The organism is Massilia phyllosphaerae (assembly GCF_034659755.1).
GTDB lineage: Bacteria > Pseudomonadota > Gammaproteobacteria > Burkholderiales > Burkholderiaceae_D > Telluria > Telluria phyllosphaerae.
The window spans coordinates 166,474-191,035 of record NZ_JAXSQX010000005.1 but is presented as its reverse complement, the minus strand read 5'-3'; the positions used below and the strand labels follow the sequence as shown (position 1 = coordinate 191,035).

Here is a 24,562-nt window from a genome sequence, read left to right as displayed (position 1 = left end):
CCGGCGGCCTCGTGAGCGCGGCAATGCCCGGATGCTACGCGAGAGCCGGCGTTCGCGCAATGGCCCCCGCCGGGACGGGGCGCCTGTACTGACAGGCGTTATGTGGTTTCGATTTTTGTCGACGGGCGCGCGTTGTCGACTATAGAATGCGAAGCTAGCCTGTTCAATATGCCGACCCGCCATGAGAGTGCGTACCCACCTGACCTTGCTGGCCGCCGCCGTGTTCCTGCCCTTGATCCTGGGTTCGGCGATCGCCATCTCGCTGGTGCTCGACGCCGAACGCCACGCGGTGCAGCGCAGCATGCAGGAGCTGGCGCGCGCCACGGTGCTGGCGATGGACCAGGAACTCACCGCGGCGATCGCCAGCGGGCGGGCGCTGGCGACCTCGGTGGCGCTGCACCGCGGCGACTTGCCGACCTTTTACGACCAGGCGCGCGCGGCTAACGCCGGCAGTCCGCGCCATACGGCGCTGCTGCGGCCCGACGCCCAGCAGCTGTTCAATACGGTGCTGCCCTACGGCGAATCGATCCGCGCGCCGACCGCCGCCTCGCGCCGGCGCGTGCGCGCCGTGCTGGAGCGCGACCGTCCGGTCATCTCGGACCTGGTGATCGGCAGCGCCACGGGCCGCCACGTGGTGTCGGTGGAGCTGCCGGTGCGCCTGGCCGACGGCAGCCGCATGCTGCTCGACCAGTGGGTCGAGGCGAGCCACCTGAACGCCCTGCTGCCGAAGGAAGTGCAGCCGTCCTGGATGGTGACGGTGTTCGACCGCGACGCCAGCATCATCGCCCGCAACCGCGAGTGGAGCACCCACGTCGCCACCCAGCCGCAGGCCGACCTGCGCCGAGCCATCGTGTCTGGGCAGGACACGGTGACCACCGAAGGCCGCGACGGCGAGCAGCTGGTGCGTGTGCTGGCGCGCTCGGCGCTGTCCGGCTGGACCGCCTCGGTGGCGGTGCCGGCGGCCGAACTGGAGGCCACCGCGGGACACGCGGTCAGCCTGATCGCCGCCACCCTGCTGTGCGCGGTCGGCCTGGCCTGCGTGGGCGCCTTCTTGTTCAGCCGGCGCCTGCTGGCCGCCACCGAATATCTCAGCGCGGCTACCGAGGGCATGGGCGAGGGCTGGCTGCCGCCGTCGGCCAACCTGCGCATCACCGAGTTGAACAAGCTGCAGGCGGTGATGCAGGCGGTCTCCACGCGCCTGATCCGGACCGAGACCTCGCGTCGGCGCCACTTGGCCGAGGTGCAGGCGGCGCGCAGCAGCGCCGAAGCCCAGAACCGCGCCAAGGACGAATTCCTGGCCATGCTCGGTCACGAACTGCGCAATCCGCTGGGCGCGATCAGCGCGGCGATCGCGCTGATCCAGATGGGTGTCAAGGGCGAGCAGGCCGACCGCGCGCACCAGATCATCGGGCGCCAGAGCCGCCACCTGGCGCACCTGGTCGACGACCTGCTGGACGCCAACCGCGTCCTGAGCGGGCGCGTGACGCTGGCGCCGGTGGCGCTCGACCTGGCGGTCGCCGTGCGCGACGCCGCCATGACGCTGCAGGGTGCAACGGCCGAACACTGGGTCGAGCTGGCGTTGGCGCCGGTACGGGTGCTGGCGGACCCGACCCGGCTGGCCCAGATCGTCGGCAACCTGGTCGAGAATGCGGCCAAGTACACGCCGGCCGGCGGCCAGATCCGCGTCACCACGCGTAGTGCCGGCGGCATGGGCGAGCTCGAAGTGCTGGACGACGGCAAGGGCATCGATGCCGACCTGCTGCCGCGTATCTGGGACGTGTTCGTGCAAGGGAAGGTGGTGAGCCGCGCCCAGGGCGGCCTCGGCATCGGGCTGGCGGTGGTCAAGTCGCTGGTCGAACAGCAGGGCGGCAGCGTCGAGGCGCACAGCGCCGGCGCGCAATGCGGCAGCCGCTTCACGGTGCGCCTGCCGCTGGCGCCCGCTGAAGCCTCCGCCCAGCCCGGCACCACGGCGCCGGGATCCGATGCCGGCACGGCGCTGCGCGGCCTGCGGGTGCTGGTGGTCGAGGACAACGGCGACCTGCGCGACATGATGTGCGCGCTGCTGCAGTCGCGCGGCAGCACCGTGCTCGGTGCGGCGGACGGCCGCAGCGCGATCGCGCTGGCCGCGCAGCAGCGGCCGGTACTGGCCTTCGTCGACATCGACCTGCCCGACATGTCCGGCTACGAGGTGGCGCGCGCTGCAGGCCCAGGGCGGCATCCGGCTGGTGGCGGTGACCGGCTACGGCCAGGCCGGCGACGTCCAGCGTGCGCTGGAAGCCGGCTTCGCGCGTCACCTGAAGAAGCCGGTGCGGCTGGAAGAACTGGAGCAGGCCGCTTTCGAGACGGGCGCGGCGGGCCGGATTGATACACTCTGATACAAATAGAGGGCATGACCCTGCTTGCATTTGAGGCTTCCGTGCGCCAGCTAACGTCTAAGGCTCAGCGGGCACGCTAGACTGGAATCAAATCAAGAGAAGATGGGAGGCAATCATGACGTGGCTTACTGACATGGTGAGGTATGTGGACATGCTGGGCGATCCCCAGCTGACACCTAACACGATCGACGGCCTGCCGCCGTTCGCGCTGCGGCAGGCAGTGGACAGCCTTTTACACGATGGCTGGATCAAGACCTTCGAGTACGACAAGGATGACGTCTGGGTCGATTACGCGCGCATCGACTTGCGCAAGGGACGCTCCAAGCTGCGCCTGGAGTGGGACCCGGAAAGCGGCGGCAGCGTCGAGGGTCCGCGCGCGGCGCTCGACGACCTGCACGTGCTGGATCCGTGGACCCGGATCCGTCACCTGCATTGATCCAGGGTGGACGGGAAACCCGTCCACCCTACCGGAAGCACGGTCAGAAACCTTCGTCGGGGCCGAGATAGCGCCATTGCCCCGGCGGCAAATCCCCCAGCTTGACGCGCCCGATGCGGACGCGCTTCAAGCCCACCACCTTCAATCCCACCATGTCGCACATGCGCCGGATCTGGCGCTTGCGGCCTTCCTTCAGCGTAAAACTCAACTGGTCGTCGTTCTGCCAGCGCACCTTGGCCGGCAGCAGCGGCTTGCCGTCCATCCACAGGCCGTGGTTCAGCTTGCGCAAGTCCTCGTCCGGCAGCCGGCCCGGCTTGGTGTACTGCACGCGCACCAGGTATTCCTTTTCGATGGACGTGTCCTGGCCGATCAGCTGCTTGGCGATGCGGCCGTCCTGGGTCAGCACCAGCAGCCCGGTGGAGTCGATGTCGAGGCGGCCGGCCGGCACCAGCGAGCGCAGCTGGGTCGGATGGAACTGCTCGGGCGAGGGGTCATCAAGCCAGCGCGCTTCCGGCTTGACCAGCACCACGGCCGGCTTGTAGCCATCCTCGGCCTGGCCGCTGACGTAGCCGACCGGCTTGTGGATCAGGACCGTGACGCGCTTGGACTGTTCTGCCGCGGCCTGGCGCACCACGGTGATCTTCTGGTGTGGCAGCACCTTGCTGCCCAGCTCGGAGACCACCTTGCCGTCGACGCGGACCCAGCCCTTGGAAATCCAGTCGTCGGCTTCGCGGCGGGAGGAGAGTCCGAGTTCGGACATGCGTTTGGAGAGGCGTACTGGTTCGGTCATGGTCTACTTCGAGAAAAACGGAAAACTCAAACAACATCGTTCCCGCGAAGGCGGGAACCCAAGTTGGTTGCGTTACGGCGGCGCATGCAAACTTGGATCCCCGCCTGCGCGGGGATGACGGTCTCAAGGATAACTACATCGTCAGGTTAGTGTCAGGTGCTGAGTCAGATTTTAAGCGCCTCGAATAACTCGGTCTCCAGCTGCACCTGCACCCGCTGGTTGTGCAAGGCCTGCCCGTCGACCAGGAACACGTCCTCGACCCGCTCGCCCAGGGTCATGATCTTGGCCGTGTGCAGGTTGATGCGGTAGCGCGCCAGCACGCTGGCGATCGAGTACAGCAGGCCGTTGCGGTCGTTGGCGGCGATCGAGAGCAGCCAGAACTGGCCGCGTTCGTCCGGGCGCAGGTCGATTGTCGGCGTGATCGGGAAGGTGCGCGACATGCGCGACAGGCGGCCGCGCAGCGGCGGGCACAAGGGCTCCTGGCGCATCAGCACCTCGCACAGCTCGTGCTCGATCAGGTTGATGATGTCGCGGTAGCTGTTGGCGAAATGCTCGTCGGTGATCAGGAAGGTGTCGAGCGCGTAGCCGTCGCGCGTGGTGTGGATCTTGGCGTCCAGGATCGAGAAGTTCTTGCGGTCGAAGTAGCTGCAGATGCGCGCGAACAGGTCGGGCTGGTCCTTCACGTACACCGTCACCTGCAGGCCTTCGCCGATCGGCGCCAGGCGCGATTTCACCACCGGCTTGTCGAGGCCGAGGCGGCCGTACAGGCTGCGCGTCTGCCAGGCGATGTCGGAGGCGTCGTGGCGCAGGAAGTAGGCGACATCGAGCTGCTTCCACAGCGCCTCGTGGGCATCCGGGGGCAGGCCGAACAGGCGCAGCGTGGCCAGCGCTTCCTGCTGGCGCGCGCGCAGTTCGCGATCGGCCGAGGGCGGCTCGCCGCCCAGCACGCGCAGGGTGACCTTGTACAGGTCTTCCAGCAGCTTGGCCTTCCAGGCGTTCCAGACCTTGGGGCTGGTGCCGCGGATGTCGGCCACCGTCAGCAGGTACAGCGCGGTCAGGTGGCGCTCGTCCTTCACCAGCCGGGCAAAGGCCTGGATCACGTCGGGGTCCGACAGGTCCTGCTTCTGCGCCACCTGAGACATGGTCAGGTGCTGTTCGACCAGGAACACCAGCAGCTCGGTGTCGTCGGCCGCGATCGCATGGTCGCGGCAGAATTCGAGCACGTCCTGCTTGCCGAGTTCCGAGTGGTCGCCGCCGCGGCCCTTGGCGATATCGTGGAACAGCGCAGCCACGTACAGCAGCCAGCGGTCGCGGAAGTTGGCGATCAGCTGGCTGCAGAACGGGTATTCGTGCGCGTGCTCGGTCATGGTGAAGCGCCGCATGTTACGCACCACCATCATGATGTGCTGGTCCACCGTGTAGACGTGGAACAGGTCGTGCTGCATCTGGCCGATGATGCGCCGGAAGTTGGGCAGGTAGCGGCCCAGGATGCCCATGTCGTTCATGCGGCGCAGCGCGTGCACCAGGCCGGACGGCGCCTGCAGCACGCGCAGGAACAGCGCGCGGTTGGCCGGCTCGGCGCGGAAGGCGTCGTCGATCAGCGTGCGCGCATGCCACAGCGCGCGCATGGTGCGCGCCGTCATGCCCTTGATGTCGGGCCGCTCGGTCATCACCACGAAGATCTCGAGCACCGCCGACGGGTAGGACTCGAAGGTGTCGTCGTGGGCGATGTCGATGAAGCCGCCGACCTCGTTGAAGCGCGGGTTGACCGGCACCGGGATCAGAGGCGTCGGGAACAGCTGGGCTTCGATGTTCTGCAGCAGGATCGTGTTCAGCTGGGTGACCGTCTTGGCAGCCCAGTAGTAGCGCTGCATCAGGTATTCGCTGGCGCGGCGCGCCTCCAGGCCTTCGCCGGTCGAGCTCAGGCCGAAGGTCTCGGCGATCGCGGTTTGGACATCGAACACCAGGCGGTCTTCGCGGCGCCGGGTCTGCAGGTGCAGGCGCACGCGGATGTCCTTGAACGCGTATTCCTTTTCCATCAGCTGGCGCGCTTCCTCGCGCGTGATCAGGCCGCGCATCGCCAGCTGGCCCCAGGAGCTGGCCAGGCCGGCCGCCTTGGCTACCCACAGGATCACCTGCAGGTCGCGCAGGGCGCCCGGGCTTTCCTTGACGTTCGGCTCCAGGCTGAAGGGCGTGAATTCGTACTTGGCGTGGCGCAGCCGCATCTCGGCGGTCTTGGCGTGGAAGAAGGCTTGCGGGTCCATCGCGGCGTCGTAGTGGCGCTGCAGTTCCTCGAACAGGGGCTCGCTGCCGCATACCAGGCGCGCTTCCAGCAGGCTGGTCTGCACGGTGATGTCGGCCTTCGATTCCGTCATGCACTCGTCGACGGTGCGGATGCTGTGGCCGATTTCCAGGCCGAGGTCCCACAGCAGCTGCACGAACTGCTCGAGCCGGGCCTGGGTGATGGCGTCGGCCGGCTGGCCGAGCAGGATCAGGAGGTCGACGTCGGAATAGGGAAACAATTCGCCGCGGCCGTAGCCGCCGACGCCGACCAGCGCCGTGTTGGCCGGCAGGCCGGCCGCGTTCCAGGCGTCGGCCAGCACGCCGTCGACGCTCTGGCGCAGCGCGCGCAGCAGCTTTTCGGGCTTGCCGTCTTCCTGGAAGGCGGCGATGACGAGCTGGCGCTCGGATTTCAGGCGCCCCTTCAGCTGGAGCGGGAGTTGCTGGACGCTGGCGTCGGCGGTGGAGGGGCTGGACATGGATGCGTGCCGGGTACTCAGGCCGGAACGGCGTCTTGCGGACGCACGATGGCCGGCGGCGGCGGCGTGCCGGCAGAAGTGGTCAGCACTTCATAGCCGGTCTCGGTGACCAGGATCATGTGCTCCCACTGGGCCGACAGGCTGCGGTCCTTGGTCTTGATGGTCCAGCCGTCCGGCATTTCGCGGATCTCGCGGCGGCCGGCGTTGATCATCGGCTCGATCGTGAAGATCATGCCGGCCTGGATCTCCTCGCCGGTGCCGGGGCGGCCGTAATGCAGGACCTGCGGCTCTTCGTGGAACACCTTGCCGATGCCATGGCCGCAGAACTCGCGCACCACGCTGTAGCCGGCGGCTTCGGCATGCTTCTGGATCGCGTAGCCGATGTCGCCCAGGTGCGCGCCCGGCTTCACCTTGTCGATGCCGATCCACATGCATTCGTAGGTGATCTCGGACAGGCGGCGCGCCAGCTTGGACGGTTCGCCGACGAAGAACATGCGGCTGTTGTCGCCGTGGTAGCCGTCCTTGGTGATGACGGTGACGTCGATGTTCAGCACGTCGCCGTTCTTGAGCACCTTGTCGCCCGGGATGCCGTGGCAGATCACGTCGTTGACCGAGGTGCAGACCGCTTTCGGGAACGGGGTGTAGCCAGGCGGCGCATAGTTCAGCGGGGCCGGGATCGTGCCCTGCACGTTCACCATGTATTCGTGGCACAGGCGGTCGAGTTCGCCCGTGGTGACGCCCGGCTTGACGAACGGCGTGATGTAGTCGAGCACTTCGGCGCCAAGGCGGCCGGCAACGCGCATGCCTTCGATGTCTTCCGGGGTCTTGATGGAGATGGTCATGATGGTCTTTCTTGTCCTGCAATCGTCGATGGGGGCCATTATATATGATGCGACTGGGCCGGTCGCCGGGGCGGCCGGTCGCTTTCGGGAGAGATTGCAGGCGCGGCGCGCTTGATATCGGGCACGAATCCCGCTAGAATCTCGGGTTGCTCGTATCCACATCGGGCAATGTTGTAAAAACAGTCTTTTTACAGCCTTTTATTTATTGAATCGCGAATGCGGCCGACAAGGGTGCCTGTCACAGGTGTACCGGCCGTTATTCAAGACTTAACCCTGGAGAATCATATGTCCGTTACTATGCGCGAAATGCTGGAAGCCGGTGTTCACTTCGGCCACCAGACCCGTTTCTGGAACCCGAAAATGGCACCGTTCATCTTCGGTCATCGCAACAAGATCCACATCATCAACCTGGAAAAAACCATGGCGATGTACCAGGATGCGATGAAGACCATCAAGCAGATCGCTGCGAACCGCGGCACCATCCTGCTGGTCGGTACCAAGCGTCAAGCGCGCGACATCATCGCCGCTGAAGCCGCACGCGCAGGCGTGCCGTACGTCGACCAGCGCTGGCTGGGCGGCATGCTGACCAACTTCAAGACCATCAAGACCTCGATCAAGCGCCTGAAGGACATGGAAGCCCAGATCGAAGACGGTTCGGTCGAGAAGATGTCGAAAAAAGAAGCGCTGATGTTCTCGCGCGAACTGGAAAAGCTGCAGAAGTCGATCGGCGGCATCAAGGACCTGCAAGGCGTGCCGGACGCGATCTTCGTCGTCGACGTCGGCTACCACAAGGGCGCCATCACCGAAGCCGGCAAGCTGGGCATCCCGGTCATCGGCGTGGTCGACACCAACCACTCGCCGGAAGGCGTGACCCACGTGATCCCGGGTAACGACGACTCGTCGAAAGCGATCACCCTGTACGCACGCGGCGTCGCCGATGCGATCCTGGAAGGCCGTGCCAACGCCACCAACGAAGTCGCCGAGATGGTCAAGTCGGCTGACGACTTCGTCGAAGTGTCCGAGCAGGCGTAATAAACATAAGTAAGACCACTGTTGTTCCCATGTGCGGCAAGCCGACCATGGGAGCAACAGACTAAGGGGGCGCCAAGCGCCCCTTTTTTTAAGCAGAATACGCGGTGGTGAAGCAAACGCACCCCGCATCCGTATCTAGAACGTCAATATTAGGAGAAACAACATGGCAGCGATTACTGCAGCGATGGTTGGCGAACTGCGCGCCAAGACCGACGCCCCGATGATGGAATGCAAGAAGGCACTGACCGAAGCCGAAGGCGACATGGCGCGTGCCGAAGAGATCCTGCGCGTCAAGCTGGGCGGCAAGGCATCGAAAGCCGCTGCCCGCGTGACCGCCGAAGGCGTCGTGGCCGCCTACGTGGCCGGCAACGTCGGCGCGCTGGTCGAAGTGAACAGCGAAACCGACTTCGTCGCCAAGAACCACGACTTCCTGGCCCTGTGCAACCTGGCTGCCAAGCTGGTCGCCGAGAACAACCCGGCCGACGTCGCCGCCCTGGCCGCACTGCCGGTCGACGGCAAGACCTTCGACGACGTGCGTACGGCACTGATCGGCAAAATCGGCGAGAATATGACCGTGCGCCGCTTCCAGCGCTTTGAAACCACCGGCAAGCTGGCCTCGTACCTGCACGGCACCCGTATCGGCGTGATCGTCGACTACGAAGGCGCCGACGAGCAAGTCGGTAAAGACGTCGCGATGCACATCGCCGCAATGAAGCCGGTTTCGCTGTCGTCGGAGCAAGTGCCGGCCGAACTGATCGAAAAAGAGCGTTCGGTTGCTCAGCTGAAAGCCCAGGAAGACGCGGATGCCGCGACTGCCGCCGGCAAGCAGCCGCAATCGGCCGAGATCGTCGCCAAGCGTATTGACGGTTCGGTGCAGAAGTACCTGAAGGAAGTGTCGCTGTTGAACCAGGCGTTCGTGAAGAACGACAAGCAAAGCGTCGAAGCCATGCTGAAGGCCGCCAACACCTCGATCAAGTCGTTCACCATGTATGTGGTCGGCGAAGGCATCGAGAAGAAGGTCGACGACTTCGCAGCAGAAGTCGCAGCCCAGATGGCTGCAGTAAAACAGTAATAAAAAGTAAGACACGACGGGCCGAAAGGCCCGTTTTTGTAACATGACGCGTTTGTAATGTAGCCGCACCCTCCGCATGGGTGACCCTCGTGCGCGCAATACCGAATTCGAAATATCTTTCTCTAGGAGCCCCATTCATGACAAAACCAGCCTACCAACGAGTCCTCCTCAAACTGTCTGGCGAAGCGCTGATGGGCGACGACCAGTTCGGTATCAACCGCGCCACCATCGAACGCATGGTCGCCGACGTGGCCGAAGTGCAGAAACTGGGCGTGGAGCTGGCGGTAGTGATTGGCGGCGGTAACATCTTCCGTGGCGTGGCCCCGGGTGCGCAGGGCATGGACCGCGCGACCGCGGACTACATGGGCATGCTGGCCACCGTCATGAATGCGCTGGCCCTGGCCGACGCCATGCGCCAGCAGGGCATTACCGCGCGCGTGATGTCGGCGATCGGCATCGAGCAGGTGGTCGAGCCCTACGTGCGCCCGAAGGCCCTGCAGTACCTCGAGGAAGGCAAGGTCGTGGTGTTCGCGGCCGGTACCGGCAACCCGTTCTTCACCACCGATACCGCCGCTGCGCTGCGCGGCTCCGAGATCTCGGCCGAGATCGTGCTGAAGGCAACCAAGGTCGACGGCGTATATACTGCCGATCCGAAGAAGGACGCCAACGCGACCCGCTACGAGTCGATCTCCTTCGACGAGGCGATCACCAAGCAGCTGCAGGTGATGGACGCGACCGCGTTCGCCCTGTGCCGCGACCAGAAGCTCCCGATCAAGGTGTTTTCGATCGTCAAGCCCGGCGCGCTCAAGCGCGTGATCATGGGCGAAGACGAGGGTACACTGGTACACGTTTAAAAATAATATTGTTATTGCATCAAGGAGAGCAGCATGTCCGTCGCTGACGTAAAGAAAACCGCCCAGGACAAGATGGCGAAGTCCATCGATACCCTCAAGGCCGACCTGGCCAAGGTCCGCACCGGCCGCGCCCACACCGGCATCCTCGACCACGTGACGGTCGACTACTACGGTTCGCCGACCGCGCTGCCGATGGTGGCCAACCTGACCCTGATCGATGCCCGTACCATCGGCGTCACGCCCTACGAGAAGAAAATGCTGAACGCCATCGAAAAGGCGATCCGCGACTCCGACCTGGGCCTGAATCCGTCGACCTTCGGCGAAATGGTCCGCGTACCGACCCCGGCCCTGACCGAAGAGCGCCGCAAGGAAATGGTCAAGCTGGTCAAGTCGGAAGCCGAAGACGGCAAGATCGCCGTGCGCAACGTGCGCCGCGATGCCAACGAGCAGCTCAAGAAGCTGGTCAAGGACAAGGCCATCTCGGAAGACGACGAGCGCCGCGCGTCGGAAGACGTCCAGAAGCTGACCGACAAGGCCATCGCCGATATCGACAAGATGGTTGTCGAGAAAGAAAAAGAGATCATGACGGTGTAAGATGACGGGTGAGGGCGCTTGCGCCCTCCCTGTCGCGAGGCGGACCGGCCAGGATAGCCTGGTCGGTCCGTTCCCTATTGGGGCCGTTCCTTCTGTTTTGCTTGCAGCCCATTTTTATCGCCGTGTTCCCTGATTTATGATTTTCAAAAGTTCGACCACCGCAGTACCTGAAGCGCCGACGGTGCCGCGCCATATCGCCATCATCATGGATGGTAATGGCCGCTGGGCAACGAAACGGCTGCTGCCGCGTGTCGCCGGCCACGTCAAGGGCGTGGATGCCGTGCGCAAGATCGTCGAAAGCTGCGTGGATCGCGGCGTCGAATACCTGACGCTGTTTGCATTTTCCTCGGAAAACTGGCGCCGTCCGGCCGACGAGGTGTCTTACCTGATGGGCCTGTTCGTCAGCGCGCTCGAGCGCGAAGTGTCCAAGATGCACGCGAATAACATCCGCCTGAAAGTGGTGGGCGACCTGTCGCGCTTCGATACCAAGCTGCAGGACATGATCGCGAACGCCGAGCGCCGCACCGCCGGCAACACCCGCCTGACCGTCAGCATCTGCGCCAACTATGGCGGCCGCTGGGACATCATGCAGGCCACCAGCAAGATGATTGCCGCCAATCCGGGCGTGACCGAATTCACCGAAGAGATGCTGGCGCCGCACCTGGCCATGGCCTACGCACCCGAGCCGGACCTGTTCATCCGCACCGGCGGCGAAGAGCGCATCTCGAACTTCCTGCTGTGGCAGCTGGCCTATTCCGAGCTGTACTTCACAGACGCCTTCTGGCCCGATTTCTCGCCCGCGTCGCTGGATACCGCGATCGCTTCCTACCAGAGCCGCGAACGCCGCTTCGGCCGCACCGGCGAGCAAGTTTCCAACAACGCCAAGACAAGCTGATGCTGAAAACCCGCGTCGTCACCGCCGTCGTCCTGCTGGCCATTTTGTTGCCAGTACTCTATTTCAACAACTTCACGGCGTTCGCGCTGGTGGCGACCGTGTTCTTCGGCGCCGCGATCTGGGAATGTTTCCGCCTGTTTAATCCGGGCACCCAGAACGCCCACATCATCGCTGTGATCTGGACCGTAGCCTTCGGCATCGCGCTGCAGTTCGGCAAGCTCAACACGGCCGTGTGGGCGGCGCTCAGCCTGGCGCTGTGGATCGCGCGCTTCGTGCCGTCGCTGAAGACCGGGCTGCCCGCGTTGGGCACGCCCGCCAACACGCTGCTGAGCCTGGTTTACGGCTTCGCCGTGGTCGGCTGCTTCGCGTCCATCGTCGACCTGTTCTCGCATTCGCCGTGGTACCTGCTGTCGGTGATGGCGATCGTCTGGGTGGCCGACATCGGCGCCTATTTCGCCGGCAAGGCCTTCGGCAAGCGCAAGCTGGCGCCGACCATCTCCCCGGGCAAGTCGTGGGAAGGCGCGATCGGCGGCGGCATCGCGGTCCTGGCGATCGCGTCGCTGACGGTCGCCTTCGGCGGTCCGGCGTTCGCCGACACCTTCGCGGTGCGCGTCCAGCACGCCTTCGGCTGGCCGGCCCTGATCGCGATCCTGGTGCTGATGACGGCCGCCAGCGTGGTCGGCGACCTGTTCGAATCCCAGCTCAAGCGCCGCGCCCAGATGAAGGACAGCAGCAACCTGCTGCCCGGCCACGGCGGCGTGCTCGACCGTATCGACGCCCTGATCCCGGTCTTGCCCCTCGCTGCCCTGATCGGCTCGCGACTGTAATCGTCCGCTTCGACATGGACGCGGCATCAAGGCGGCTTCAGGTTTTTGCAACTTCGGTGCAAAATTCGTGTCTTCGCTGCTGCGTCCTCTAATGGAAATCCCCATGCAACGCATCACCATCCTAGGCGCCACCGGCTCGATCGGCGTCTCGACCCTCGACGTGCTGGCGCGTCATCCTGAAACCTACCGCGTGGTCGCCCTCAGCGCCCATGGCCGCGTCGACGAACTGGCGGCCCAGTGCCGCCGCTTCCGTCCGCAGCGCGCGGTGGTCGGCTCGGCGCAGGCGGCGGCGCGCCTGCGCGAACTGCTGGCCGACCTCGCCATCGACGTCGATTATGGCGAGGCCGCGCTGTGCGAAATCGCGTCCAGTGCCGACACCGACACCGTGATGGCCGCCATCGTCGGCGCCGCCGGCCTGGCGCCGACCCTGGCCGCCGCGCGCGCCGGCAAGAAGGTCCTGCTGGCCAACAAGGAAGCGCTGGTGATGTCCGGCCAGCTGTTCATGGACGCGGTGCGCGAGCACAAGGCGACCCTGCTGCCGATCGACAGCGAGCACAATGCGATCTTCCAGTCGCTGCCCGCCCACTATGCGCGCGATCTCGACGCGGCCGGCGTCTCGAAGATCCTGCTGACCGCATCCGGCGGCCCCTTCTTGCAGCGCGCGGTCGAGACGCTGGAGGATGTCACGCCGGAAGAGGCGTGCAAGCACCCGAACTGGTCGATGGGACGCAAGATCTCGGTCGACTCGGCCACCATGATGAACAAGGGCCTGGAAGTGATCGAGGCCCACTGGCTGTTCGGCGCCCCAGCCGACCGCATCGAGGTGCTGATCCATCCGCAGAGCGTGATCCACTCGATGGTGTCGTATGCCGACGGTTCGGTGCTGGCGCAGCTGGGCAACCCCGACATGCGCACCCCGATCGCGCACGCGCTGGCCTATCCGCAGCGCATCGTGTCCGGCGTGGCGCCGCTCGACCTCACCGCCTGGTCGGCGCTGCAGTTCCACCAGCCCGATTTCGCGCGCTTCCCCTGCCTGGCACTGGCTTTCGACGCCTTGCGCGCCGGCGGCACCGCGCCGGCCCTGCTGAACGCGGCGAACGAGGTGGCGGTGCAGGCTTTCCTGGACCGCCGCATCGGCTTCCGCGACATCGACCGCGTGGTGCGCCGCGTGATGGACGATAATCCGCACGGCGCCGCCTCCAGCATCGAGGCCGTGATGGCCCAGGATGCGCGCGCGCGCGCGGCCGCCGAGGCGATCGTTGGCGCGCATTGATACGCGTCTTGATTCATTTGAGGGAGTAGGGCAATGAATGTCATTCAGATGGCGCTGGCCTTCGTGCTGGCGCTCGGCCCCCTGGTCATCTTCCATGAGCTGGGCCACTACGCAGTGGCGCGCCTGTGCGGGGTCAAGGTGCTGCGCTTCTCGATCGGCATGGGCCGCGTCGTGTGGTCGCGCCGCTTCGGGCCGGATCAGACGGAATGGGCGGTGTCGGCGCTGCCGATCGGTGGCTACGTCAAGATGCTCGACAGGCGCGACCCGACCACGGGGCCGATCCTTGACGCCGACCGGGCGCGCGAGTTCACCGGCCAGAACGTGTGGAAGCGCATCGCCATCGTCGCCGCCGGCCCGCTCGCCAACTTCCTGCTGGCGATCGTCGTCATCGCCGGCCTGTACATGCATGGCAAGGACGAACCGGGCACGCGCCTGGGCGCGATGGCGACCGACAGCGTGGCCTACCAGGCCGGTATCCGTGGCGGCGACGCCGTCACCGCCGTCAACGGCCGGCCCGTCAATGCCTGGACAGAACTGCGCTGGGAAATCATCCGCGCCGCCATGGACAAGCGCGAAGCCGACCTGACGCTGCGCGGCGCCCGCGGCGACAGCTACCGCGCGGTGCTGCCGGCCGCGCGCGTCGCCGCGCTCGACGTCGACAGCGACGTCATGACGACCCTGGGCATGCCGATGTGGCGCCCGCGTCCGTCGATCGACCAGGTACTGCCCGACGGTCCCGGCGCGCGCGCCGGCCTGCGCAAGGGCGACGTGCTGGTGGCGGTCGACGGCAAGCCGCTGGCCGACTTCGTCGACTTCAAGCGCGCCATCGGCGCCGCCCCCGGCCGCGCCGTGCAGCTCGACGTCGAGCGTGGCGGCCAGCCGCTGCGCGTGGTCTTGAGCCCGGAGCGCGACGCGCGCAGCGGCGAAGGCCTGGCGCGCGTGATGCTGGCCCAGTCGCCCGAGATGGTGACCGTGCGCGCCGGCCTGTTCGACGCGCTGGGACGCGGCGTGCAGCGCACCTGGGAGACCGCGACGCTGACGCTCAAGATGATTGGCAAGATGATTGTCGGGGAAGCGTCCTTAAAGAATGTAACAGGCCCGATCACCATCGCCAAGGTCGCGAACCAGGCCGCAAGCTACGGCGTAGAGCCATTTCTGGAGTTTATTGCCTTTGTCAGTATCAGTCTTGGCATAATGAATCTGTTACCAATTCCCATTCTGGATGGTGGCCATTTGCTGTATTATTCGCTGGAAGTTTTGACCGGACGCCCCTTGTCCGAGCGCTTCGCCGAGATGGCGCAGCGGGTTGGGGCGGGCCTGCTGTTCATGCTGATGGCGCTTGCCGTCTTCAACGACCTGGTGCGGCCGCTTTGAAACGGGACATCGATACGGATTCCCTGCCTCGAGGCGGCATAAGCGCGGGCGCAGAACATGTACCTTGTCCAACCGGGCACCCTGGAAAACCGTCGCGCAGGCGGTTTTACTCGTGCCCTTGACTGACCCATTGATTTTGCCAATGAAATTACATCCTGATCGTCTTGTCTTGCCTTTCACCCGTCGACTGATCGGCGCCGCCGTGCTGGCCTTCTGTTCCGGCCATGCCCTGGCCGTGGCGCCATTCGTCGTCAAGGACATCCGGGTCGAAGGCATCCAGCGGACCGAGGCAGGCACGGTGTTCAGCTACCTGCCGGTGCGCGTGGGGGAGACCTTCGACGACGACAAGGGCACCGCGGCGATCAAGGCCCTGTACGCGACCGGCTTCTTCAAGGACGTGCGCCTCGAGGAAGAGAACGGCGTGCTGGTGGTGCTGGTCGAGGAACGTCCGGCCATCAATACCGTCGACTTCACCGGCACGAAGGAATTCGAGAAGGACATGCTGGTCAAGGCGCTGAAGGACATCGGCGTCGGCGAGACCAAGATCTTCGACAAGGCCTCGGTCGACCGCGCCGAGCAGGAGCTCAAGCGCCAGTACCTGTCGCACGGCCTGTACGGCGTCAAGATCACCACCACCGTGACCCCGATCGAGCGCAACCGCGTGAACGTCATGTTCAACGTGGACGAGGGCGACGTCGCCAAGATCAAGGGCATCAACATCGTCGGCAACAAGGCCTTCAGCGACAAGGAACTGCGCCGGGTGCTGCAGCTGTCGACCTCGGGCTGGCTGACCTGGTACTCCAAGGCCGACCAGTACTCGAAGCAGAAGCTGACCGGCGACCTGGAAAACATCAAGTCCTTCTACCTGAACCGCGGCTACCTCGAGGTGGCGGTCGATTCGACCCAGGTCGCGATCACGCCGGACAAGAAGGACATCTATCTCACCATCAACATCACCGAAGGCGAGAAGTACACCGTCAAGGGCATCAAGATGGATGGCGAGATGTTCGGCCGCGAGCAGGAACTGCGCAACCTGATCCTGCTGCAGCCGGGTGCGACCTTCTCGGGCGAACTGCTGGAAGCCTCGAACAAGCGTATTTCCGACCGCCTGGCGAGCTTCGGCTACGCCTTCGCCAACGTCACCGGCAACCCGGAAATCGACCAGGCCAAGCGCGAAGTTACCTTCACCTTCTTCGTCGATCCGGGCAAGCGCGCCTACGTGCGCCACATGACGATCTCGGGCAACACCGTCACCCGCGACGAAGTGATCCGCCGCGAATTCCGCCAGTTCGAGAGCTCGTGGTACGACCCGAACCGCGTGAAGATGTCGCGCGACCGCGTCGACCGTCTCGGCTACTTCAAGGACGTGACGGTGGAGACCCCGGAATCGCAGGGCACCACCGACCAGGTCGACGTCAACATCGCCGTCACCGAACGCCCGACCGGCAACTTCATGGTCGGCGGCGCGTTCTCGCAGGCCGAAAAGTTCACCTTCACGGCGTCGATCACGCAGGCCAACTTCGCCGGCAGCGGCAACACGATCGGCCTCGAGCTGAATACCGGTAAATACAACCGCACGATCTCGGTCGCGCAGACCAACCCGTACTTCACCGACGAGGGCATCTCGCGCGCGTTCCAGGTCTACCTGCGCACCTCGCGTCCGCCGGCACTGAACATCGGTTCGTACACGGTGCGCCAGCAGGGCGCCAACATGACCTTCGGCGTGCCGTTCTCGGAAAACGACACGGTTTTCTTCGGCGCCGGCGTCGAGCGCACCAAGCTCGAAACCGACACCAGCTCGCCGACCCTGTACAAGACCTTCGTGGCGCAGAACGGCGGTCCGTCGAGCGGTATCGGCACCGCGACCACCAATGCGATCCCGCTGACGGTGGCGTGGGGCCGCGACTCGCGCGACAGCACGGTGACCCCGACCCGTGGCCGCTACCAGCGCGCCAACCTCGAGGTCGACCTGTTCGGCGATGCCAAGTACTACCGCGCGATCTACGAACACCAGTGGTACCGTCCGATCACGCGCTGGATGACGCTGGCGCTGAAGGGCGAGCTCGACTACGGTTCGGGCATCGGCAGCCACGCCTACCCGGTCTTCAAGAACTTCTACGGCGGCGGTATCGGTTCGGTGCGCGGCTACGAGAGTTCGTCGCTGGGTATCGTCGACCCGTACACGCTGGACGCGCTGGGCGGCGCCAAGCGCCTCATCGGCAACGCCGAGCTGCAGTTCCCGTTCCCGGGCAGCGGCACCGACCGCAGCCTGCGCTGGTTCACCTTCGCCGACGGCGGCCAGGTGTACCAGGAAGGCCAGAAGATGCGCGCCTCGGAGCTGCGCTACTCGGCAGGTATCGGCCTGTCGTGGATTTCCCCGGTGGGACCGCTCAAGTTGAGTTATGCTAAGCCCTTGAATGCCAAGCCGGGCGACCGCCTGGAACGCTTCCAGTTCCAGATGGGTACCGGCTTCTGACCGGGAGTGTTATGTTTAAGATCGTGAAAGCCCCTCTGCCGCAGCGCCTGATAATGACGATGATCGCCGTCTCCGCCTTGGCGGTGGCTGGCGCCCACGCGCAGGCGCAAACGGCTCAGGGCCGCATCGGTTTCGTCTACACCGAAAGGCTGATGACGGAATCGAAGCTGGCCAAGGCGGCCGACGCCAAGATGCAGGCCGAGTTCTCGAAGCGCCAGAAACAGGTCGACGACATGGCGCAGCGCTTCAAGAGCGCGCGCGAGAAGTTCGACGAAGAGGCGCCGAAGCTCACCGATCTCGATCGCACCCGACGTACGCGCGAGCTGCTCGACATGGAAAAAGACATGCAGCGCATGCAGCGCGAGTACAATGAGGACCTGTTCCAGCGCAAGAACGAAGAGCGCGCCGCGATCGCGCAAAAGGCGTTCAAGTTGATCGAGCAGGTCGCGGAACAGGAACACCTCGACGTGGTGCTGCAGGAAGCCGTCTGGACCAGCCCGCGCATCGACATCACTGACAAGATTCTCAAGCTGCTCGACAAATAACTGGAAGGCGGCGTGCCGGTACCCTGGTCGGAACAGCATTGGGCTCCGATCTCGGGCCGGCATTATTTTTTTCAAAGAAGGAACGACCACATGGGCACTCGCCTGGGTGATTTGGTCGAACGCTTCGGCGGTCAGCTGGTAGGCGACCCGAACCTCGAGGTTCAGGGCATCGCACCGCTCGACAGCGCCGGCGCTTCGCACATCAGTTTTCTCAGCAACAGCAAATTGCGTGCACTGGCCGCGCAGAGCGGGGCGGCCGCGCTGATCGTCGCGCCGCTCGACGACCAGACCGTGGCCGCGACCTACGAAGGCGCGCGCATCGTCACCACCAATCCCTACGCCTACTTCGCGCGCGTTGCCCAGTACTTCGCGGACCTCGACGCGATCGTGCCGGCGCCCGGCATCCACCCCAGCGCCGTGGTGCACGAGAGCGCACAGGTGGACCCGAGCGCCCACGTCGGCCCCAACGCCGTGATCGAAGCCGGCGCCATCGTCGGGGCCGGCGTGGTGATCGGCGCCGGCTGCTTCGTCGGCCGCGACGCCGAGATCGGCGCAGGCACCGAACTGTTTGCCAACGTGACCTTCCATGCCGGTTGCAAGATCGGCAAGCGCGGCATCCTGCACTCGGGCGCCGTGATCGGCACCGACGGCTTCGGTTTCGCGCGCGAAAATGGCGTGTACATCAAGATCCCGCAGACCGGGCGCGTCCTGATGGGCGACGACGTCGACATCGGCGCCAACACCACGGTCGACCGCGGCGCCCTGGCCGACACCGTCATCGAGGATGGCGTCAAGCTCGACAACCAGATACAGATCGGCCACAACTGCCATATCGGCGCGAATACCGCGATGGCGGGCTGCGTGGGGGTAGCCGGCAGCGCCAGGATCGGCAAGAATTGCACCTTCGGCGGCGCAGCGATGGTGCTGGGCCACCTGGAAATCGCCGACAACGTCCACATCTCCTCGGGCACGATGGTATCGCGCTCGGTGCTGGAGCCGGGGCAATACACCGGCTTCTACCCGATGGCCAAGAATGCGGAATGGGAAAAGAGCGCGGCGATCGTGCGCAACCTGAACACGATGCGCGAGAAAATGCGGACGCTGGAAAAACAGATCAAACAACTGACGGAAGCTACAGAACAAAAATGACGACTGAACAGACCAAGAGCGAATCGAAGATCCTGGGCACGAAGGTACTCAACATCAATGAAATCAAGGAATACCTGCCGCACCGCTACCCGCTGCTGCTGGTGGACCGCGTGGTCGACTACGAGATCGGCAAGACCATCACCGCCATCAAGAACGTCACCGTCAACGAAGAATTCTTCAACGGCCACTTCCCGCACAAGCCGGTGATGCCGGGCGTGCTGATGATCGAAGCGCTGGCCCAGACCGCCGCCATCCTGTCCTTCATGACCATGAACGTGAAACCGGACGAGAATTCGGTGGTCTACTTCGTCGGCATCGACAACGCGCGCTTCAAGCGTCCGGTCGAGCCGGGCGACCAGCTGGTCATGACCGTCGAGATCGTGCGCACCTCGCGCGGCATCTGGAAATACAAGGCCACCGCCAGCGTCGACGGCAAGGTGGCGGTGGAAGGCGACCTGATGTGCACCATCCGCGCCAATGAATCGGCGAACGGCGCCGCAGCGGGGCAGTAATGAGCAAGATCCACCCAAGCGCGATCGTCGATCCCAAGGCCGAGCTGGACAGCTCGGTCGAGGTCGGCCCGTACTCCATCGTCGGTGCCAACGTGCGCATTGGCGCCGGCACCCGCGTCGGACCGCACGTGGTCATCGAGGGACACACGACGATCGGCAAGGACAACCACATCTTCCAGTTCGCGTCCCTCGGTGCCCAGCCGCAGGACAAGAAGTGGGCCGGCGAGCCGACCCGCCTGGTGATCGGCGACCGCAACACGATCCGCGAATTCTGTACCTTCAATACCGGTACGACGCAGGACGAAGGCGTGACCTCGCTCGGCGACGACAACTGGATGTCGGCCTACACCCACCTGGCGCACGATTGCCGCGTCGGCAGCAACACGATCTTCTCGAACAACGCCCAGCTGGCCGGCCACGTCCACGTGGGCGACTGGGCGATCCTGTCGGGCTACTGCGGCGTGCACCAGTTCTGCAAGATCGGCGAGCATGCCTTTATCGGCATGTACACCAGCCTGACCCAGGACGTGCCGCCGTTCGTGCTGGTCTCGGGCAATCCGGCCGAGGCCCACGGCATCAACATCGAAGGCCTGAAGCGCCGCGGCTTCACGCGCGAGCAGATCAACGGCCTGCGCACCGCCTACAAGCACATCTACCGCTCCGGCCTGACGCTGGAAGAGGCCAAGGCCAAGCTGGCGGAAGAGGAAGCCGCCGCCGGCGCGGTGGAAACCGGCGCCGCGCCGTACATCCGCGCGATGCGCGAATTCCTCGGCACCAGCAGCCGTGGCATCGTCCGCTGACGTGCCGGGCCGGACTTCACTGGCCCTGGTGGCCGGCGAAGTCTCCGGCGACATGCTGGCCGCCCGGCTGATGGCCGGCCTGCAGCCGCGCCTGCCCGGCGTGGCCTTCAGCGGCATCGGCGGCCCGCGCATGCACGAGCAGGGCCTGGTGTCCGACGTCGCGATGGAAACGCTCACCGTGCGCGGCCTGCTGCCGGTGCTGCTGCGCTACCGCGAACTGAAAGGCATCCAGAATACGCTGCGCGACCGCTTGCTGGCCGAGCGGCCGGCCGCCTTCATCGGTGCCGACTACCCCGGTTTCAACCTCGGGCTGGAAGAGCAGCTGCGCAGCGCCGGCATCCCGACCGTGCACTTCGTCGGGCCACAGATCTGGGCCTGGCGCGGCGGCCGCATCAAGAAGATCCAGCGCGCGGTGTCGCACATGCTGCTGATCTTCCCGTTCGAGGAAGCGCTGTACCGCGCCGCCGGCGTGCCGGCAACCTACATCGGCCACCCGCTGGCGGAACAGATCCCGCTGCAGCCGGACGTGGCCGGAGCGCGGCGCAGCCTCGGCATCCCGCAGGATGCGAAGGTGGTCACCGTCATGCCGGGCAGCCGCATGTCGGAAATCAAGTACCTGACCGAGCCTTACCTGCGCACGGTGCAACTGCTGGCGCGGCGCGATGGCAGCAACGGCGCGGTGCGTTTCATCGCGCCGATGGCGGGCGAGCGCCAAAAGGCGTATTTTATGCAGCTGAGGGACCAGGCCGGCCTGCGGGACGTGCCCCTGACGCTGGTGGATGGCCAGTCGCACGACTGTATCGCCGCCGCCGATGCGGTGCTGGCGGCGTCCGGCACGGCGACGCTCGAGGTGGCGCTGTACAAGAAGCCGATGGTGATCGCGTACAAGGTGCTGCCGGCCGAATGGATGATCATCCGCCACATGGGCTACCTGCCGTGGATCGGCCTGCCGAACATCCTGGCGCGCGAGTTCGTGGTGCCGGAATTCCTGCAGCACGCGGCCACGCCGGAAGCGCTGGCGGACGCGCTCTGGGTCCAGCTGACCGACGAGAACAACCGGGTGCGCCTGCAGCAGCGCTTCCTGGACATGCATCACAGCCTGCTGCGCGACAGTGCCGGCCTGAGTGCCGACGCGGTGCTGAAGGTAATAGGTAAAGCAAAATGAGAAAGAAGAAGTTCGATTTCTACCCGGGCCTCCCGGCCAAGAACCGCCCGTTCACGCTCGACGACCTCGTCTGCGGCGTGGACGAGGCCGGACGCGGTCCGCTGGCCGGGCCGGTGTACGCGGCCGCCGTGATCCTCGACCCGAGCCGTCCGATCGAGGGCTTGCGCGACTCCAAGAAGCTGACCGAGGCGCGGCGCGACGAGCTGGCTCCGATCATCAAGGAACACGCGCTGGCCTGGGCCATCGCCGAGTGCTCGCATCACGAGATCGACACCATCAACATCCTGCAGGCGACCATGCTGGCGATGCGGCGCGCGGTGGAAGCGCTGCACACGCTGCCGACCATCGCCCTGATCGACGGCAACCGCTGCCCGCAATTCACGGTGTCGACCATCCGCGCCCATGCGGTGGTCGAGGGCGACGACAAGGTGCATGCGATTTCGGCCGCCTCGATCCTGGCCAAGACCGCGCGCGACGCCGCCCTGGTCGCGCTGCACGCCGCCTACCCGGAATACGCGTTCGACCAGCACAAGGGCTACTCGACCGCGCTGCACCTGGAGCGCCTGCGCCTGCACGGCCCGTGCCCGGTGCACCGCCGCTCGTTTGCGCCGGTGAGAGCGCTGCTGGAGCCCGACCTGTTCGAAAGCGCGGCCGCATGAAGACCATCAGTTCGCGCGACAATGCCTTTTACAAGGAACTCAAGGGACTGGCCACCAGTTCGCAGGCACGGCGCAAGGCCGGCCAGAGCCTGCTCGACGGCGTCCACCTGTGCCAGAGCTGGCTGGACCTGAACGGCGCACCGCTGCACTGCGTGGTGTCGGAAGGGGCGCTGGCCAATCCTGAAGTCGCGGCCATCGTGGCGCGTACCGAGGCTGCGGGCGCGCCGGTGACGGCGCTGCCGGACGCGCTGTTCGGCGCCATCAGCCAGGTCGAGCATGGCGTCAACCTGGTGTTCCTGGTCGAGACGCCGCGCCCGCGCCAGCCTGCCGTCTTGAGCCAATCGGCGGTGCTGCTGGACGGCGTGCAGGATCCGGGCAACGTCGGCTCGATCCTGAGGAGCGCCGGCGCGGCCGGCATCCGGCAGGTGTATTGCAGCGCCGGCACCGCCTTCTGCTGGTCGCCCAAGGTGCTGCGCGCCGCCATGGGCGCCCACTTCGTGCTCGAGATCTTCGAGAACGTCGACCTGGCGGCGCTGGTGCGTGGCGCCGGGGTGCCGGTGCTGGCCACCAGCGGCTATGCCAGCGAGCGCCTGTACGACATCGACCTGCGCCAGCCGGCCGCCTGGGTGCTCGGCCATGAAGGGCAGGGCGTGTCCGCCGCACTGCTGGACCTGGCCAGCCGGCGCGTGGCGGTGCCGCATGCCGGGCAGGTGGAGTCGCTGAACGTGGCCGCCTGCGCCGCCGTGTGCTTCTTCGAACAGCTGCGCCAGCAACAGCGAGGCTGAAGTAAGATCGCTGGGCATGGACTTGATGCACGGTTCAGGTTACGCTTCGTACTTGCACCTGTGAAATATTGACTCAAGATGGACACCGCCCACATGCCGCACCTGCCACCGCAACTGCCCAACTTGCACTTCCTGGTCGCGGAGGCGGACCCGGTCCAGCGCCGCGCCCTCGCCGACGCGCTCACCCAGCTCGGCGCCAGCCGCGTCACCGAAGTACCGGACGCCCCAATGGCGCTGCGCACGCTGCAGGCCGGCTTCAGCCCGAAGATCGACGTCGCCATCCTCGACCTGGGCCTGGGCGGCATGGACGGCATGGAACTGCTGCGGGCGATCGCCGCGCTGGGCTCCAGCGTGCGCCTGATCGTCACCGGCGCGCAGCCGCCCGGCGTGCTGTTCTCGGTCGAGACGCTGGTGCAGGCGCACGGCGTCGACCTGCTGGGCACCATCGCCAAGCCGGTCAACGCGGCCAAGCTCAAGGCGCTGCTCGACAATTACCAGCCGCTCCGGCGCGCAGGCGCGGCAGAGGCGAAGCCGGTTTCCCATCCCAGCTTCAGCTTCGCCGAGGTCGGCGTCGGGCTGCAGCGGCGCGAATTCGAACCCTTCTTCCAGCCCAAGATCGAACTGGCAACCGGCCAGGTGACGGGCCTGGAAACCTTTGCGCGCTGGCGCCATCCCGAGCACGGCGTGCTGGGCCCGGCCGCCTTCATCGATGCCCTCGAACAGAACGGCCGCGTCGACTTCCTCGACTGGAGCATGATCGAGCTGTCGGTCGAGCACTGCCGCCGCTTCCACGACCAGGGCATCCCGATCTCGATCTCGCTGAACCTGGCGCCGGCCACGCTGGCCCAGCCCGACTTCGTGCGCCAGATCGGCGCCTGCATGAAGCGCCACGGCGTGCTGCCGGACTACCTGACCTTCGAGATGACCGAATCGGCTATCCTCGACTTCGACGTCGATTTCATCGAACGCCTGGTGCGGCTGCGCATGATGGGCTTCGGGCTGGCGATCGACGACTACGGCACCGGGCGCTCGAATTTGCAGCTGCTGGCGCGGATTCCGTTCTCGGAGCTGAAGATCGACCGCTCCTTCGTCGACGGGGCGTCCAAGAAGCGGCCGCTGGGCACGGTGCTGAAATCCTGCCTGGGGCTGGCGAACAGCCTGGACCGCATGTCGTGCGCGGTCGGGGTGGAGACGCGCCAGGATTGGGATTTCCTGCAGGGGCTGGGGTGTACCTACGCGCAGGGGTACCACATTGCCAATCCGATGGAGGCTGCGGCTTTCCCGGGCTGGCTGGAAGACTGGCGGCACTTTTTCTAAGCGTTACCTGCAATCCGTCGTTCCCGCGCAG

The 24,562-nt window shown here is 65.5% G+C and carries 22 protein-coding genes; 19 read left to right on the top strand and 3 right to left on the bottom strand.

Annotated elements, in window-relative coordinates; translation table 11 throughout:
- Positions 1-181: 181 nt before the first annotated feature.
- A complete protein-coding gene (locus U1H99_RS19750) occupies positions 182-2,365 on the top strand; it encodes a hybrid sensor histidine kinase/response regulator (protein WP_323143421.1) in 2,184 nt (727 codons plus the stop codon).
- A 125-nt stretch (positions 2,366-2,490) separates the two neighbouring features.
- Positions 2,491-2,811 (top strand): hypothetical protein, encoded by a 321-nt coding sequence (locus U1H99_RS19745; RefSeq protein WP_323143420.1) that lies wholly within the window; start codon positions 2,491-2,493, stop codon positions 2,809-2,811.
- A 43-nt stretch (positions 2,812-2,854) separates the two neighbouring features.
- Here the strand turns inward: U1H99_RS19745 and U1H99_RS19740 are convergent, their stop codons facing one another.
- The 3 genes from U1H99_RS19740 to map all read right to left on the bottom strand — a co-directional run bounded on the left by U1H99_RS19740 (position 2,855) and on the right by map (position 7,205).
- Positions 2,855-3,601 (bottom strand): pseudouridine synthase, encoded by a 747-nt coding sequence (locus tag U1H99_RS19740; protein WP_323143419.1) that lies wholly within the window; start codon positions 3,599-3,601, stop codon positions 2,855-2,857.
- 164 nt (positions 3,602-3,765) lie between these two features.
- Positions 3,766-6,360 (bottom strand): [protein-PII] uridylyltransferase, encoded by a 2,595-nt coding sequence (locus tag U1H99_RS19735; RefSeq protein ID WP_323143418.1) that lies wholly within the window; start codon positions 6,358-6,360, stop codon positions 3,766-3,768.
- A gap of 17 nt (positions 6,361-6,377) precedes the next feature.
- Positions 6,378-7,205, bottom strand: a complete 828-nt coding sequence (gene map, locus U1H99_RS19730; protein ID WP_323143719.1) for a type I methionyl aminopeptidase — start codon at positions 7,203-7,205, stop codon at positions 6,378-6,380.
- Positions 7,206-7,487: 282 nt separating this feature from the next.
- Between map and rpsB the strand changes: the two genes are divergently transcribed.
- The 17 genes from rpsB (at position 7,488) to U1H99_RS19645 (ending at position 24,531) form a co-directional block, all read left to right on the top strand.
- On the top strand, positions 7,488-8,234 hold the full coding sequence (rpsB, locus tag U1H99_RS19725) for a 30S ribosomal protein S2 (RefSeq protein WP_323143417.1): 747 nt from the start codon (positions 7,488-7,490) through the stop codon (positions 8,232-8,234).
- A gap of 163 nt (positions 8,235-8,397) precedes the next feature.
- Positions 8,398-9,306, top strand: a complete 909-nt coding sequence (tsf, locus tag U1H99_RS19720; protein ID WP_323143416.1) for a translation elongation factor Ts — start codon at positions 8,398-8,400, stop codon at positions 9,304-9,306.
- A gap of 137 nt (positions 9,307-9,443) precedes the next feature.
- Positions 9,444-10,160: a UMP kinase gene (pyrH, locus tag U1H99_RS19715; protein ID WP_141837619.1), complete on the top strand. Its 717-nt coding sequence runs from the start codon at positions 9,444-9,446 to the stop codon at positions 10,158-10,160.
- 33 nt (positions 10,161-10,193) lie between these two features.
- The gene (gene frr, locus U1H99_RS19710) at positions 10,194-10,754 is read left to right on the top strand and encodes a ribosome recycling factor (protein WP_323143415.1); all 561 of its coding nucleotides are present in this window, start codon (positions 10,194-10,196) and stop codon (positions 10,752-10,754) included.
- 136 nt (positions 10,755-10,890) lie between these two features.
- Entirely contained in the window at positions 10,891-11,649 is a 759-nt protein-coding gene (gene uppS / locus U1H99_RS19705; protein WP_323143414.1) for a polyprenyl diphosphate synthase, read from the top strand.
- Entirely contained in the window at positions 11,649-12,476 is an 828-nt protein-coding gene (locus U1H99_RS19700; protein WP_323143413.1) for a phosphatidate cytidylyltransferase, read from the top strand. Before uppS ends, U1H99_RS19700 begins: the two co-directional genes overlap by 1 nt.
- A gap of 103 nt (positions 12,477-12,579) precedes the next feature.
- A complete protein-coding gene (gene ispC / locus U1H99_RS19695; protein WP_323143412.1) occupies positions 12,580-13,749 on the top strand; it encodes a 1-deoxy-D-xylulose-5-phosphate reductoisomerase in 1,170 nt (389 codons plus the stop codon).
- 33 nt (positions 13,750-13,782) lie between these two features.
- Positions 13,783-15,123, top strand: a complete 1,341-nt coding sequence (gene rseP, locus U1H99_RS19690) for an RIP metalloprotease RseP (RefSeq protein WP_323143411.1) — start codon at positions 13,783-13,785, stop codon at positions 15,121-15,123.
- Between the two features lie 142 nt (positions 15,124-15,265).
- Positions 15,266-17,599, top strand: a complete 2,334-nt coding sequence (bamA, locus tag U1H99_RS19685) for an outer membrane protein assembly factor BamA (RefSeq protein ID WP_323143410.1) — start codon at positions 15,266-15,268, stop codon at positions 17,597-17,599.
- A gap of 53 nt (positions 17,600-17,652) precedes the next feature.
- Positions 17,653-18,144, top strand: coding sequence for an OmpH/Skp family outer membrane protein (locus U1H99_RS19680; RefSeq protein ID WP_323143409.1), 492 nt, complete (start codon positions 17,653-17,655; stop codon positions 18,142-18,144).
- Between the two features lie 90 nt (positions 18,145-18,234).
- Positions 18,235-19,293, top strand: coding sequence for a UDP-3-O-(3-hydroxymyristoyl)glucosamine N-acyltransferase (lpxD, locus tag U1H99_RS19675; RefSeq protein ID WP_323143408.1), 1,059 nt, complete (start codon positions 18,235-18,237; stop codon positions 19,291-19,293).
- A complete protein-coding gene (gene fabZ, locus U1H99_RS19670; protein ID WP_323143407.1) occupies positions 19,290-19,805 on the top strand; it encodes a 3-hydroxyacyl-ACP dehydratase FabZ in 516 nt (171 codons plus the stop codon). Before lpxD ends, fabZ begins: the two co-directional genes overlap by 4 nt.
- A complete protein-coding gene (lpxA, locus tag U1H99_RS19665; protein ID WP_323143406.1) occupies positions 19,805-20,605 on the top strand; it encodes an acyl-ACP--UDP-N-acetylglucosamine O-acyltransferase in 801 nt (266 codons plus the stop codon). Before fabZ ends, lpxA begins: the two co-directional genes overlap by 1 nt.
- On the top strand, positions 20,589-21,770 hold the full coding sequence (gene lpxB / locus U1H99_RS19660; RefSeq protein WP_323143405.1) for a lipid-A-disaccharide synthase: 1,182 nt from the start codon (positions 20,589-20,591) through the stop codon (positions 21,768-21,770). The genes lpxA and lpxB overlap by 17 nt, the downstream gene beginning before the upstream one ends.
- Complete coding sequence (gene rnhB / locus U1H99_RS19655; protein WP_323143404.1) at positions 21,767-22,429, top strand: ribonuclease HII; 663 nt, start codon at positions 21,767-21,769, stop codon at positions 22,427-22,429. The genes lpxB and rnhB overlap by 4 nt, the downstream gene beginning before the upstream one ends.
- Positions 22,426-23,214 carry a TrmH family RNA methyltransferase gene (locus U1H99_RS19650; RefSeq protein WP_323143403.1) on the top strand — a complete coding sequence of 263 codons (789 nt, stop codon included), beginning with the start codon at positions 22,426-22,428 and terminating at the stop codon, positions 23,212-23,214. The genes rnhB and U1H99_RS19650 overlap by 4 nt, the downstream gene beginning before the upstream one ends.
- Before the next feature lie 78 nt (positions 23,215-23,292).
- Positions 23,293-24,531, top strand: coding sequence for an EAL domain-containing response regulator (locus U1H99_RS19645; protein WP_323143402.1), 1,239 nt, complete (start codon positions 23,293-23,295; stop codon positions 24,529-24,531).
- Positions 24,532-24,562: the final 31 nt, after the last annotated feature.